The 13,755-nt window shown below is 59.5% G+C and carries 12 protein-coding genes; 6 read left to right on the top strand and 6 right to left on the bottom strand.

The genetic code is table 11. The features are described from left to right. Positions 1–37 precede the first annotated feature (37 nt). Positions 38–1,069, bottom strand: coding sequence for an amino acid ABC transporter substrate-binding protein (locus ACHPFG_RS05955; RefSeq protein WP_065875000.1), 1,032 nt, complete (start codon positions 1,067–1,069; stop codon positions 38–40). Positions 1,070–1,414: 345 nt separating this feature from the next. Here ACHPFG_RS05955 and ACHPFG_RS05950 point away from each other — a divergent pair, with 345 nt between their 5' ends. After that, complete coding sequence (locus ACHPFG_RS05950) at positions 1,415–2,071, top strand: alpha/beta hydrolase (RefSeq protein WP_131698341.1); 657 nt, start codon at positions 1,415–1,417, stop codon at positions 2,069–2,071. Positions 2,072–2,166: 95 nt separating this feature from the next. Continuing rightward, a complete protein-coding gene (rhlB, locus tag ACHPFG_RS05945; RefSeq protein WP_431703443.1) occupies positions 2,167–3,630 on the top strand; it encodes an ATP-dependent RNA helicase RhlB in 1,464 nt (487 codons plus the stop codon). A gap of 129 nt (positions 3,631–3,759) precedes the next feature. Here the strand turns inward: rhlB and moaE are convergent, their stop codons facing one another. The 5 genes from moaE to ACHPFG_RS05920 form a co-directional block, all read right to left on the bottom strand. Further along, the gene (gene moaE / locus ACHPFG_RS05940; RefSeq protein ID WP_431701823.1) at positions 3,760–4,209 is read right to left on the bottom strand and encodes a molybdopterin synthase catalytic subunit MoaE; all 450 of its coding nucleotides are present in this window, start codon (positions 4,207–4,209) and stop codon (positions 3,760–3,762) included. Between the two features lie 2 nt (positions 4,210–4,211). Further along, positions 4,212–4,454, bottom strand: a complete 243-nt coding sequence (moaD, locus tag ACHPFG_RS05935; RefSeq protein WP_131698344.1) for a molybdopterin converting factor subunit 1 — start codon at positions 4,452–4,454, stop codon at positions 4,212–4,214. Further along, positions 4,451–4,924: a cyclic pyranopterin monophosphate synthase MoaC gene (gene moaC, locus ACHPFG_RS05930; RefSeq protein ID WP_431701822.1), complete on the bottom strand. Its 474-nt coding sequence runs from the start codon at positions 4,922–4,924 to the stop codon at positions 4,451–4,453. Before moaC ends, moaD begins: the two co-directional genes overlap by 4 nt. 88 nt (positions 4,925–5,012) lie before the next feature. Further along, on the bottom strand, positions 5,013–6,407 hold the full coding sequence (locus ACHPFG_RS05925) for a PhoH family protein (RefSeq protein WP_131698346.1): 1,395 nt from the start codon (positions 6,405–6,407) through the stop codon (positions 5,013–5,015). 347 nt (positions 6,408–6,754) lie between these two features. Further along, entirely contained in the window at positions 6,755–7,879 is a 1,125-nt protein-coding gene (locus tag ACHPFG_RS05920) for a polysaccharide deacetylase family protein (RefSeq protein WP_431701821.1), read from the bottom strand. Between the two features lie 119 nt (positions 7,880–7,998). Between ACHPFG_RS05920 and yaaA the strand changes: the two genes are divergently transcribed. The 4 genes from yaaA to ACHPFG_RS05900 all read left to right on the top strand — a co-directional run bounded on the left by yaaA (position 7,999) and on the right by ACHPFG_RS05900 (position 13,753). Then, a complete protein-coding gene (gene yaaA, locus ACHPFG_RS05915) occupies positions 7,999–8,778 on the top strand; it encodes a peroxide stress protein YaaA (RefSeq protein WP_131698348.1) in 780 nt (259 codons plus the stop codon). An 888-nt stretch (positions 8,779–9,666) separates the two neighbouring features. Beyond that, a complete protein-coding gene (locus tag ACHPFG_RS05910; RefSeq protein WP_131698349.1) occupies positions 9,667–10,983 on the top strand; it encodes a nucleotide sugar dehydrogenase in 1,317 nt (438 codons plus the stop codon). 83 nt (positions 10,984–11,066) lie between these two features. After that, positions 11,067–12,548, top strand: a complete 1,482-nt coding sequence (alg8, locus tag ACHPFG_RS05905; protein ID WP_053131348.1) for a mannuronan synthase — start codon at positions 11,067–11,069, stop codon at positions 12,546–12,548. A 38-nt stretch (positions 12,549–12,586) separates the two neighbouring features. After that, positions 12,587–13,753 (top strand): PilZ domain-containing protein, encoded by a 1,167-nt coding sequence (locus ACHPFG_RS05900; RefSeq protein ID WP_431701820.1) that lies wholly within the window; start codon positions 12,587–12,589, stop codon positions 13,751–13,753. The last annotated feature ends 2 nt before the right edge of the window (positions 13,754–13,755 follow it).

Here is a 13,755-nt window from a genome sequence, read left to right as displayed (position 1 = left end):
CGGCGGTTGGCCCTCCGGGTGACAGAACCATCAGCGATCAGCGCACAGGGGGTGCGTATTGAATGCCGCCAGCGTTCCACAGCGCGTTCAGGCCACGGTCGATTTCCAGCGGGGTGCTCTTGCCCAGGTTGCGCTCGAACACTTCACCGTAGTTACCGACTTGCTTGACGATCTGTACGACCCAATCTTTCTTCACTTTCAAGTCTTTGCCGTATTCGCCGTCAGCACCGAGCAGACGTGCAACGTCCGGGTTCTTGGTGGACTTGGCTTCAGCTTCAACGTTTTTGGAAGTGATGCCGGCTTCTTCAGCGTTGAGCATGGCGTAGCCCACCCAGCGCACGATGGCCAGCCACTCGTCATCGCCGTTACGCACGACAGGGCCCAGCGGCTCCTTGGAAATGGTTTCCGGCAGAACCACGTAGTCCTTCGGCGCGGCCAGCTTGCTGCGCTGGGCGAACAGTTGGGACTTGTCGGAGGTCAGTACGTCGCAACGACCGGATTCCAGCGACTTGGCGCTTTCATCGGAGGTGTCGAAGGTGATCGGGGTGTACTTGAGGTTGTTGCCACGGAAGTAGTCGGAAACGTTCAGCTCGGTGGTAGTACCGGCCTGGATGCAGATGGTTGCACCGTCCAGTTCCTTGGCACTCTTGACCCCCAGCTTATTGTTAACCAGGAAGCCGATGCCGTCGTAGTAAGTGATGAAGCCTGGGAATTTCAGGCCCATACCCGCATCGCGGGAGCTGGTCATGGTGGTGTTACGCGACAGGATGTCCACTTCGCCGGACTGAAGCGCGGTGAAACGCTCCTTGGCGTTCAACTGGCTGAATTTGACCTTGGTGGCGTCGCCAAAAACGGCAGCGGCCACGGCACGGCAAACGTCAGCATCGATCCCGAGGATCTTGCCGCTGGCATCCGGTACCGAGAAACCCGGCAAGCCGTCACTCACGCCACATTGCACAAAACCTTTCTTCTGCACGGCGTCCAGCGTAGCGCCAGCCTGGGCGAAACCACTGACACCCAGTACAGCCGCCGCAGAAACGATGGCCAGGGTGGATTTCAATACCTTCATTCAAACCTCCAGTTGCTCTTGTTGTGTCGAAGCTCCAACCTCAGCGCACCCTTATGAGGCGATATCGACCCGTGTTGGCTTTTTTTGGGGTCAAGCGGCATGAGGCTTTCGCGGAAATTCCAGCTGCTATCCCGAAAGCGGCAGTCACTGATAGTGTTACCGTCCCAGGAAAGTTCTGACATCGCCCTACACATAGCAAGGCGCGTACCAGAACGACGGCTGAGTCGTTTCAGCCTCTGGTCAATGGAAAAAGATTCACCCTTGCGACATTCTCTTAACAGATCAACCTGTCGCGCACCGTTCCGATGCACCCAATCGGAGCGCACGCACATATATGGAGCAGACATGACCGAACCCTTGATTCTTCAGCCCGCCAAGCCCGCAGACGCCTGCGTAATCTGGTTGCATGGCCTGGGTGCCGATCGCTACGACTTCCTGCCGGTGGCCGAGGCGCTGCAGGAAAGTTTGCTGTCCACCCGCTTTGTATTGCCCCAGGCACCGACCCGCCCAGTGACGATCAACGGCGGCTACGAGATGCCCAGTTGGTACGACATCAAGGCCATGAGCCCGGCGCGCTCGATCAGCCTGGAAGAGCTGGAAGTGTCGGCAAAAATGGTGACCGACCTGATCGAAGCACAGAAGAGAACCGGAATAGACGCTTCGCGGATTTTCCTCGCGGGCTTTTCCCAAGGTGGGGCCGTGGTATTCCACACCGCGTTCCTGAATTGGGAGGGGCCATTGGGCGGCGTAATCGCCCTCTCCACCTACGCGCCCACCTTCAGTGACGAGCTCGAATTGTCGGCCAGCCAGCAACGCATTCCCACCCTGTGCCTGCATGGTCAGTACGACGAGGTAGTACAGAACGCCATGGGCCGCAGCGCCTACGAGCATCTGAAAACCCGTGGTGTCACCGTGACATGGCAGGAATACCCAATGGGCCACGAAGTGTTACCCCAGGAGATACACGATATAGGGACTTGGTTGACCGCTCGCCTGGGCTGAAACCCACGTTTATGTAGCCGTATGACAGACGCACTACGCCGCGCCCGATTCTTGCATTACACTGGCCGGCGTACATTCCTTAACCAATTAATGAGATCACCGTGCTCAAAGCACTCAAGAAAATGTTCGGCAAAAGCGAGGCTGAGCCGCTCGCGCCTGTTCCCAGTGCTCCTGTCCCCTCCTCCGGCAGCCGCAATGACGGTCAACAGCCAGGCCGGACTGCACCTGTCGCCCAGCCGAAGACGCCGACGGTGACACCGCCCGAACAGGCAAAACCTGAGGCTGAAGCCGCCCCCGCACCCAAGCCTCGCCGAGAACGCGCGCCCAAGCCGCCGGTGATCCCGTGGAAACTCGAAGACTTCGTCGTCGAGCCTCAGGAAGGCAAGACCCGCTTCCACGATTTCAACCTGGCCCCTGAATTGATGCACGCCATCCAGGACCTGGGGTTCCCGTACTGCACGCCGATCCAGGCGCAGGTATTGGGCTTCACCCTGGCCGGCAAAGACGCCATCGGCCGCGCCCAGACCGGTACCGGCAAGACCGCCGCGTTCCTGATCTCGATCATCACCCAGTTGCTGCAAACGCCGCCGCCCAAAGAGCGCTACATGGGTGAACCGCGCGCACTGATCATCGCGCCTACCCGTGAACTGGTGGTGCAGATCGCCAAGGACGCCGCCGACCTGACCAAGTACACCGGCCTCAACGTGATGACGTTCGTCGGCGGCATGGACTTCGACAAGCAGCTCAAGCACCTCGAAGCCCGCCACTGCGACATCCTGGTCGCCACCCCCGGCCGCCTGCTGGACTTCAACCAGCGCGGTGATGTGCACCTGGACATGGTCGAAGTGATGGTGCTGGACGAAGCCGACCGCATGCTCGACATGGGCTTCATCCCACAAGTGCGCCAGATCATTCGCCAGACCCCGCCAAAGGCAGAGCGCCAGACCCTGCTGTTCTCCGCGACCTTCACCGAAGACGTGATGAACCTCGCCAAGCAGTGGACCACCGAGCCGTCCATCGTCGAAATCGAGGCGCTGAACGTCGCCAGCGAAAATGTCGAACAGCACATCTATGCCGTGGCCGGTGCCGACAAGTACAAGCTGCTCTATAACCTGGTCAACGACAACGGTTGGGAGCGCGTGATGGTGTTCGCCAACCGCAAGGACGAAGTGCGTCGCATCGAAGAACGCCTGGTGCGCGATGGCGTCAACGCCGCGCAACTGTCCGGCGACGTGCCGCAACACAAGCGCATCAAGACCCTGGAAGGCTTCCGCGAAGGCAAGATTCGCGTGCTGGTGGCCACCGACGTGGCCGGGCGCGGGATTCACATCGACGGCATCAGCCACGTGATCAACTTCACCCTGCCGGAAGTACCGGACGACTATGTGCACCGTATTGGCCGCACCGGCCGGGCGGGCGCAGCGGGTGTGTCGATCAGCTTTGCCGGGGAAGATGACTCGTATCAGTTGCCGTCGATCGAGACCTTGCTGGGGCGCAAGATCAGCTGCGAGACACCGCCGACGCATCTGTTGCGGGCAGTAGAGCGCAAACGCCCATAAGCTGAAATGCGATAAAAATGTGGGAGGGGGCTTGCTCCCGATGGCAGTGGCACATTCAACATCTCTGTTGACTGATCCACTGCCATCGGGAGCAAGCCCCCTCCCACATTTGGTTCTGTGTTCGGCTGGCTATTTCCAGCGATCCGCAGCAGCGTGGTCGCTGTCCCGACCTTCCACCCAACGCGCACCTTCGCTGGTATTTTCCTTCTTCCAGAACGGCGCACGGGTTTTCAGGTAATCCATCACAAACGCACAGGCATCAAACGCGGCCTGGCGATGGGCACTGGCGGCCGCCACGAACACAATCGGCTCCCCCGGCTCCAGCGCACCGATACGATGCAGCACTTCGAGCTTGAGCAGGGGCCAGCGCTGCTCGGCTTCGACGGCAATCTTGGCCAGGGCTTTTTCAGTCATGCCCGGATAATGTTCGAGGAACATCCCGGACACATCTCGGCCCTCGTTGAAATCGCGCACATAGCCGACAAAACTCACCACCGCCCCCACACCCACATTCGCGGCGTGCATCGCGTTGACTTCTTTGCCGGGGTCAAAGGCCTCGACCTGTACACGAATGGCCATGTTCAGCCTCCGGTCACGGGCGGGAAGAACGCGACTTCATCACCGGCCTGCAACGGCTCGTCGAGACCGCACAACTCCTGGTTGCGGGCACACATCAAGCTGGTTTCGTTGAGCACTTCAAAGCCCGGATCAGCGGCCAGCGCCTGGCGCACGGCATCGACAGTGGCGAAGTCGCCCTCCATCTCAAGTGAATCCAGGCCTATTTTTTCGCTGTAACGCGCGAAAAACAGTACGTTGATGCTCATTGTTCATCCGCCTTGAAATGCCCGCTTTTACCGCCGAGCTTTTCCAGCAGGCGAATGGTTTCGATGGTCATGCCGCGATCCACGGCCTTGCACATGTCGTAGATGGTCAGCGCGGCGACACTGGCCGCCGTCAACGCCTCCATCTCCACGCCGGTCTGCCCGGACAGCTTGCAGCGCGCGACGATGTGCACCGAGTCTGCGCCATCGGCACTCAGTTCGACCTTGACCCCGGTCAACATCAGCGGGTGACACAGGGGGATCAAATCACTGGTTTTTTTCGCCGCCTGGATCCCGGCAATGCGGGCCACGGCAAACACGTCGCCCTTGGGATGGGCGCCGTCGACAATCATTTGCAGGGTTTCGGGCAGCATGCGCACCCGCGCTTCGGCCACCGCCTCCCGGAACGTCACGGACTTGTCGGTGACGTCGACCATATGGGCGCGACCTTGGGAATCGAGATGAGTCAGCACAGGGATACTCCTGATCAGGAGCAGCGATTGTAAACCCAATGCATAACAAATGTGGGAGGGAGCAAGCCCCCTCCCACACTGACCGCGTTTACAAATGCGATTCGGCGTATTCGGCCAGAATCGAGCGAGGTACCCCTTGCAGCGCAATGTGCACGCCGTTCGGGAAATCCTTGAAGCGTTCCGTCAGGTAAGTCAGCCCGGAGCTGGTCGCGGACAGGTAAGGGGTGTCGATCTGTGCCAGGTTGCCCAGGCACACCACTTTGGAACCGGCACCGGCACGGGTGATGATGGTTTTCATCTGGTGCGGGGTCAGGTTCTGGCATTCATCGATCAAAATCAGGCTTTGCTGGAAGCTGCGACCTCGGATGTAGTTGAGGGATTTGAACTGCAACGGCACTTTGCTGAGGATGTAGTCGACGCTGCCATGGGTGTTTTCGTCATCCATGTGCAAGGCCTCGAGGTTGTCGGTGATCGCCCCCAGCCACGGCTCCATTTTTTCCGCCTCGGTACCGGGCAAAAAGCCGATTTCCTGGTCCAGGCCCTGTACGGAGCGAGTGGCGATGATGCGGCGATAGCGCTTGGTCACCATGGTCTGCTCAATGGCGGCGGCCAGGGCGAGGATGGTTTTCCCCGAGCCTGCGGCGCCGGTCAGGTTGACCAGGTGGATGTCCGGGTCGAGCAGCGCATACAGCGCCAGGCTCTGGTAGATGTCACGCGGTTTCAGGCCCCAGGCTTCCTGGTGCAACAGGGGCTCCTGATGCAGGTCGAGGATCAGCAGCTTGTCGACCTGGATCTCTTTGATCCAGCCCACGAAGCCCTGCTCGTCGACGATGAATTCATTGATATGCACGGCCGGCAGGTTGTCGATCAACTGTACCTGGTGCCAGGTGCGGCCATGGTCCTGACGGGTCTCGACCTTGCTGACACGGTCCCAGAACGAGCCGGTCATCATGTGATAACCACGGGACAGCATCGACACGTCATCGACCAGTTGGTCGGTACTGTAGTCCTCGGCAGCGATCCCACACGCTCGTGCCTTGAGGCGCATATTGATGTCTTTGGTCACCAGCACCACGCGCAGGTCCTTGTCGCGAGCGTGCAGGTCGATCAATTGGTTGATGATTTTGTTGTCGTTGAGGTTTTCCGGCAGCAGGCTGTTGGGCTCGCTGCGCTTGCTCATCAGGATCGACAGCAAGCCCTTGGGCCCGCTTTTGCCGCGCTGGATCGGCACACCGACTTCAACGTCGTCGGGTGACGCTTCGCCCAGGGTCTTGTCGATCAGGCGGATGGCCTGGCGGCATTCGGCAGCCACGCTGTGGTGGCCGCTTTTGAGTTTGTCGAGCTCCTCAAGCACGATCATCGGGATGGCGACGTGGTGTTCTTCGAAGTTAAGCAGTGCGTTTGGATCGTGGATCAATACATTGGTATCAAGCACATAAAGGATTGGCTGGTCGGAAGAAGGGGTGCGTCCATGATCATCCATACTCGGTCACCTTTGTGGGAGCCAGTCGACGCAATACCACGACAGTGCTGCGCCTCGATTCGACCACCGACTGCACCTGAGTGACGTCAAGCGCAGTGCCCACATGAGGAGTCTTGGAAGACGCCACCTGTGTTGCAGGTTTCGGCGATCTGACTTCGTAATACCGCAAAACCCATGACAGGAAAAAGCACTTTGACGCTTTTTTGAAGTTTATTTTTCAGGATGACGAATAGCACTAGCCGAGTGCCCGATGCACCGTTAAAGTCGGAAGTCCGCCTGCATCGAAATGTCGCACAAAATCACCCCGAAAATGCCTCTCACCCAACAGGGCCGGGCACTTCATCTTTTTAACGAAATGCCTCCCGGCAGTCCTGCCAACCCAGCCCACTTTGCGCCGTTGCCTGCAGCAACATCGGCAGTGCCACCCGCGCCTTGTCCTGGGTGTCGTGAAACACAATCACGCCTTTGCGCCACAACAGCATCAACGTCAGCACCCGCTGCGCCGACTCATCGGCCTTGAGCTTGCCCGGCTCGTCCTGGGAATCGATGTCCCATAACGCCACCTGCAAGCCCTGCGACTGGAAAAACCCCTGGCTGTCCGCGCGACGTTGCCCGTAAGGCGGGCGGAACAGCGGCACGTAGTTTTCCGGCATCAGGTTCTGCACCAACTGCGCGCTGCGGGTGATGGAGCCTTGCCAGTCCACCCAATGGCTGTGGGAACGGTACTGCCAGCCCTGGGTGCCGACGCACTGCCCCTGGTACAACGCCTCCACCTCCGCGGCGGAACTGCGCTCCACACGGGTTTGCAGGCTGCTGCCGAGGGCAAAGAAGGTGGCGTTCATCTTCTGCTTGCGCAGGTAGTCGGCAAGCCAGTCGGTATTGCCGCTGACCGGCGCCGGTCCGCCGTCGAAGGTCAGCAGGAAGAGGCGGTCGTTGAACTCGTCGCCATTGCGTTCATGCTCGCCAAAGCGCGCAACTTCGCTGCTGATCTGCGGAAACAGCGCGGCCTTGCGCAGCAGTTCGTCCAGATAGCGCTCATGGAAGGCATGGCTGGGGGCTGCCCAGCCTATATAGAAAGAGTCTTCGCTGATCGCCAACTTGCCGGCCTGCTCGCGCAGGTCGTCCATGTTCTCCACCAGGTAGCAGAACGAGGCGTCGACTTCGCAGCTCTGCTGGGCAAAGGTGTAGTTCTCCAGCAGGCGCTGCCAAAGCTCGCGGCGCAGGTCGTCGATGGCCGCCAGGTTGATGATCTTCAAGCCCAGGCGCTGCTTGAGTGCGGCTTCGTCCAGGGATTCACTGGCCAGCAGGCTGTGGGCGAACATCAGGATTTCCGCACGCGAAGCCACATCGAACAGCGCCGGGCTGCTGAGTTTTTCCGGCCAGGTGCCACGGTCCAGACTGGCTACATCCACCGGCGCCGCCTGGGCATTCAGGCACAGCAGGCAAGCCGACAACAAAAGCGCTATTCGCACACAGGGTCTCCCTCTTCAGAGTCACCGGCCATCATAGCGGATCGCGCCTATCGCCATCATAGGTGGAGTCAAAACGCCCGAGCCCCTAGAATCCCCGCACGATTACAGGAGACGACTTCATGCTGATGGTGATTTCCCCCGCCAAAACCCTCGATTTCGAGACCCCAGCGGTGACCCAGCGCTTTACCCAGCCGCAGTACCTGGACCACTCCCAGGTGCTGATCGAGCAACTGCGCGAACTGAGCCCGGCGCAGATCAGCGAATTGATGCACGTGTCCGACAAGATCGGCGGCCTCAACGCCGCCCGCTTCGGCAGCTGGACCCCGGCCTTCACCCCTGAGAATGCCAAGCAGGCCTTGCTGGCGTTCAAGGGCGACGTGTACACCGGCCTGAACGCCGAGACCTTCACCGATGCCGACTTCAGCTACGCCCAGGACCACCTGCGCATGCTCTCGGGCCTGTACGGCCTGCTGCGCCCCCTGGACCTGATGATGCCGTACCGCCTGGAGATGGGCACCAAACTCGCCAACGCCCGTGGCAAGGACCTGTACGCCTTCTGGGGCACGCGCATCAGCGAGTGGCTGAACGAAGCCCTGGCCGAACAAGGCGATGACGTACTGCTCAACCTGGCCTCCAACGAGTACTTCTCGGCGGTCAAGCGCACGGCCCTGAACGCGCGGATCATCAACACCGAGTTCAAGGACCTGAAGAACGGCCAGTACAAGATCATCAGCTTCTACGCAAAAAAGGCCCGAGGCATGATGAGCCGCTTCGTGATCGAAGAGCGCATCAATGATCCGGCCAAGCTCAAGCAGTTCGATGTGCAGGGTTACCGCTTCAATGCGGAGCAGTCCAAGCCGGACAATCTGGTGTTTTTGCGCGATCACGCACCGGAATAAGGCCGTACCAGCCTCTTTCAGACAGTGAAATCCAAATGTGGGAGGGGGCTTGCCCCCGATGGCAGTGCATCAGTCGATACATAGGCGACTGACACAACGCAATCGGGAGCAAGCCCCCTCCCACATTTTTGTCCGCGCTCCACACCAAAAACCGCCATTTATTTGACGTCAAAAAAAATCCAGACACATCCCTAACATTTCTTTCACTCGACATTTCCAATTTTTTTTCGTAGTGGCACCACTTTTTAAAATCACTAGTGGCACAAAACTATCCCTGCGCGCCAACTACCTGTAACTACTGGCCCAGATAGCAAGTGCTATCAATATAGTACCAGTGCCATCTTTGCCTATATTTCAAGAAATTTCCGGAAACAGGATGAGCGGCCAGGAACTTCGTCCTAAAGCACCGCTCATACCACCGGTAACGAAATTCTCTGTTTCTGTAGGAGATGACTTACAAGGCGGACCAACGGAAGTAGCGAAGTTGTCATATTCAACTTTGACTCAGTGGTCACATTACCAACCGATTAGTTGAGAGCGGCGATAAGGATCCATTGCCACGAACTATAAGGCCAAGGCTGTGCTTACCCTAATGGGTCAGTGAGACACCCCAAGGCATTGATACTTAAAGGCTTACAGCCTCTATCAAGGCCCTGCGGCACTGGCGCCAGACCCTTCTCCCAGGAAGGCTGGCTGCATTTCAGGGCAGGCCCCAATAACAAGGCCAAGTTGCGCACAACTTGAGTGCAATAGTTAGTCACTCGTTATTCAACATGCCTGTACGCGGCAAGTCGGCGTCTATTCGCCCAACTTTCGCGGCATTTGTGACGTTTGCAAACATGAACTCCGGCCATCTAATGGCATGATTTAAATACAGAGGTAATTGCGATGCGCATCAGCATATTTGGTTTGGGTTACGTTGGCGCAGTGTGTGCCGGTTGCCTGTCTGCCCGTGGCCACGAAGTGGTTGGCGTAGACATCTCCAAGGAAAAGATCGACCTGATCAACGCCGGCAAATCGCCGATCGTCGAGCCGGGTCTGGGCGAACTGTTGAGCCAGGGCATCGCAAACGGTCGACTGCGCGGCACCACCAACTTCGCCGAAGCCATCCGTGATACTGACCTGTCGATGATTTGCGTCGGCACGCCGAGTAAGAAAAACGGCGACCTGGAACTCAACTACATCGAATCGGTATGCCGCGAGATCGGTTTTGTCCTGCGTGACAAGACCACCCGCCACACCATCGTGGTTCGCAGCACCGTGTTGCCGGGCACCGTCGCCAACGTGGTGATCCCGATCCTCGAAGACTGCTCCGGCAAGAAAGCCGGCGTCGACTTCGGCGTTGCGGTCAACCCGGAATTCCTGCGCGAATCCACCGCCATCGCCGACTACGACCTGCCACCGATGACCGTCATCGGCGAATTCGACAAAGCCTCCGGCGATGTCCTGCAGTCGCTGTACGAAGAACTCGACGCACCGATCATCCGCAAGGACATCGCTGTGGCCGAGATGATCAAGTACACCTGCAACGTGTGGCACGCCACCAAGGTCACCTTCGCCAACGAGATCGGCAACATTGCCAAGGCAGTCGGCGTCGACGGTCGCGAAGTGATGGAAGTGGTCTGCCAGGACAAGACCCTCAACCTGTCCCAGTACTACATGCGCCCAGGCTTTGCGTTCGGCGGCTCCTGCCTGCCTAAAGACGTTCGCGCCTTGACCTACCGCGCCAGCTCCCTGGACGTGGAAGCGCCGCTGCTCAACTCGCTGATGCGCAGCAACGAGTCCCAGGTGCAGAACGCCTTCGACATCGTTGCCGGCCACGACAAACGCAAAGTCGCCCTGCTGGGCCTGAGCTTCAAGGCCGGTACCGACGACCTGCGCGAAAGCCCGCTGGTAGAACTGGCCGAGATGCTGATCGGCAAGGGTTACGACCTGAGCATCTACGACAGCAACGTCGAGTACGCCCGTGTGCACGGCGCGAACAAGGACTACATCGAAGGCAAGATCCCCCACGTGTCGTCCCTGCTCAACTCGGACTTCGATGACGTGATCAACAACTCCGACGTGATCATCCTCGGCAACCGCGACGAGAAGTTCCGTTCCCTGGCGCAGAACGCACCGCACGGCAAGCAAGTGATCGACCTGGTGGGCTTCATGTCCAAGGCGACCTGCACGACCGGTCGTACCGAAGGCATTTGCTGGTAACAGCAACGGTAAGTTTCGAGCTGCAGGCGTATCAATCCCCAGCGCTTGCAGCTCGAAGCCTTCTTCACCTTCGGATGACGCTTATGTCCAAGTTAAAACACGTACTGCTCCACTCCGCCGGCTGGCTGTTCTTTCTGAGCCTGCTGATGGGTCTCGCCCTGCTGTTGCCGGCGAGTACGTTCGACTCCGAGTCGAAGAATTTTATTTTCCTGATTGGCGCCGTCGGTATCTGGCGCTACTCGATGGGTGCTACGCATTTCTTTCGCGGCATGCTGTTCCTGTACGTGGTCTACCCACACCTGCGCCGTAAAGTACGCAAGTTGGGCAAGGCTGCGGACCCGTCCCACGTGTTCCTGATGGTCACCAGCTTCCGTATCGATGCGCTGACCACCGCGCAGGTCTACAGCTCGGTGATTCGCGAGGCCATCGAATGCGGCTTCCCGACCACCGTGGTCTGCTCGCTGGTGGAAATGTCCGACGAGCTGCTGGTCAAGAGCCTGTGGGAACGCATGAACCCGCCGGACCACGTCAAGCTCGACTTCGTGCGTATCGCCGGTACCGGCAAACGCGACGGCCTGGCCTTCGGTTTCCGCGCCATCTCCCGCCACCTGCCGGACGACCGCGCCGTGGTTGCGGTGATCGATGGCGACACCGTGCTCGCCGAAGGCGTGGTGCGCAAGACCGTGCCGTGGTTCCAGCTGTTCGGCAACGTCGGTGGCCTGACCACCAACGAATTCTGCGAAGTGCGCGGCGGCTACATCATGAGCGAGTGGCACAAGCTGCGCTTTGCCCAGCGCCACATCAACATGTGCTCCATGGCCCTGTCCAAGCGCGTACTGACCATGACCGGTCGCATGTCGGTGTTCCGTGCCAACGTCGTGACTGACCCGGGCTTTATCGCCGACGTGGAAAGCGACTCGCTGCAACACTGGCGCCTGGGCCGCTTCAAGTTCCTCACCGGTGATGACAAGTCCAGCTGGTTCAGCTTGATGCGCCTGGGCTACGACACCTTCTACGTGCCCGATGCCGCGATCCATACCGTGGAACACCCGCCGGAAAAGAGCTTTATCAAGGCCAGCCGCAAGCTGATGTTCCGCTGGTACGGCAACAACCTGCGCCAGAACTCTCGAGCCCTCGGCCTGGGTGTACGCCGCCTCGGCCTGTTCACCAGCATCGTGTTGTTCGACCAGCGCGTGTCGATGTGGACCTCCCTGCTCGGCCTGACCGTGGCAATCATCGCCACCTTCAAGTACGGCGGCGCGTTCATCCTCGCGTACCTGCTGTGGATCGGCATCACCCGCCTGATCCTGACCCTGCTGCTGTCGTGCTCCGGCCACAAGATCGGCCCGGCTTACCCGGTGATTCTCTATTACAACCAGATCATGGGCGCGCTGGTGAAGATCTACGTGTTCTTCCGCCTTGATCAACAGTCCTGGACACGCCAGGACACCAAACTGACCCGCGATTTGGCCAGCTTTCAACGTTGGTTCAACACCTGGTCGTCTCGGACCATGACCTTCTCCGCCGGCAGCATCTTCGTTGCCGTGTTGCTGATGATGGTCTGACCCTGCCAAGCCTGAATTAACCAAGGAATTACACCGTCATGAACAGCCAAGTAAACGCCAACGTTGTCCACGAATCCGAAGCCCAGCGTCAACATGCCCGGGTCAAAATCCCGGCCAAGCTGCGCTTTTTCAACACTGACCGCACCCAGACCGAAGCACGGGTCATCGACCTGTCCGCCGGCGGCCTGGCGTTCACTGCCACCCAGCCGTTGACCGTGGGTGAAGTGCACAAGGGTCGCCTGCAATTCGTCATCGACAACCTCGGCCTGGCCATGGATGTGGAGCTGCAGATCCGCTCCTACGACCGCCAGAGCGGCCGCACCGGTTGCCAGTTCCAGAACCTCGACGCCCAGGATATCTCCACCCTGCGCCACCTGATCACCTCGCACCTGTCGGGTGACATCGTGACCATGGGTGATGTGCTGGCGACCCTCCAACGCGATAACTTCACCAAGGCACGCAAGGTCAAGGACGGCGGCAGCAACATGAGCGCCTTTGGCCGCCTGCGCGCCGTGACGTTCAGCCTGGCGATCTTCCTGTTGGGTCTCGCAGCCTTCGGTTTCGTCTTCAAGTCGGTGTACGGCATGTACTTCGTCAGCCACGCCCAGGCGGGCCTGGTAAGCGTGCCTGGCATGAACGTGACCATGCCGCGCGACGGCACCGTGCAAAGCCTGCTCAAAGGTGACGCGGTGGCGGCCAAAGGTGCGCCACTGGCGACCTTCAGCACCAGCATGCTGGATGTGCTCAAGGGCCACCTGGACGAAGACCAGTTGCAACCGGCCAAGGTCGAAGAACTGTTCGGCAAGCAAATGACCGGCACCCTCACCTCGCCGTGCGATTGCGTGGTCGCCCAGCAACTGGTCGCCGACGGCCAGTACGCCAGCAAAGGCGACGTGATCTTCCAACTGGTGCCACGCGGCAGCCAGGCCAATGTGGAAGCACGCTTCTCCTATCGTCAGTTCGGTGACGTGCGCCCAGGCACCCCGGTGAGCTTCCAGGTGGCTGACGAAGAGCAGACCCGCACCGGCACCATCGTCAGCAGCACCAGCCTGAACAGCGCCGACCTGTCCTCCGACATCCGCGTACAGATCAAGCCTGACGCCCCGCTGGACAGCGCCTACGCCGGCCGTCCGGTGGAAGTGACCAGCGACCGTGGCCCATCCCTGAACTGGCTGATCGATAAAGCCATGGCTGCGGGTCTTTAATC

This window comes from Pseudomonas sp. BR20 (genome assembly GCF_050780135.1).
Taxonomy (GTDB): domain Bacteria; phylum Pseudomonadota; class Gammaproteobacteria; order Pseudomonadales; family Pseudomonadaceae; genus Aquipseudomonas.
The sequence above is the reverse complement of the archived record's forward strand: the minus strand, read 5'-3'. Positions and strand labels throughout refer to the sequence as shown.

What these genes read in the sequence shown, in the direction of transcription:
- ACHPFG_RS05955 (WP_065875000.1), bottom strand. Translation starts at nt 1,069, where the DNA reads ATGAAGGTATTGAAATCCACCCTGGCCATCGTTTCTGCGGCGGCTGTA.
- ACHPFG_RS05950 (WP_131698341.1), top strand. Translation starts at nt 1,415, where the DNA reads ATGACCGAACCCTTGATTCTTCAGCCCGCCAAGCCCGCAGACGCCTGC.
- moaE (WP_431701823.1), bottom strand. Translation starts at nt 4,209, where the DNA reads ATGGCCATTCGTGTACAGGTCGAGGCCTTTGACCCCGGCAAAGAAGTC.
- moaD (WP_131698344.1), bottom strand. Translation starts at nt 4,454, where the DNA reads ATGAGCATCAACGTACTGTTTTTCGCGCGTTACAGCGAAAAAATAGGC.
- ACHPFG_RS05925 (WP_131698346.1), bottom strand. Translation starts at nt 6,407, where the DNA reads ATGGATGATCATGGACGCACCCCTTCTTCCGACCAGCCAATCCTTTAT.
- yaaA (WP_131698348.1), top strand. Translation starts at nt 7,999, where the DNA reads ATGCTGATGGTGATTTCCCCCGCCAAAACCCTCGATTTCGAGACCCCA.
- ACHPFG_RS05910 (WP_131698349.1), top strand. Translation starts at nt 9,667, where the DNA reads ATGCGCATCAGCATATTTGGTTTGGGTTACGTTGGCGCAGTGTGTGCC.
- alg8 (WP_053131348.1), top strand. Translation starts at nt 11,067, where the DNA reads ATGTCCAAGTTAAAACACGTACTGCTCCACTCCGCCGGCTGGCTGTTC.
- ACHPFG_RS05900 (WP_431701820.1), top strand. Translation starts at nt 12,587, where the DNA reads ATGAACAGCCAAGTAAACGCCAACGTTGTCCACGAATCCGAAGCCCAG.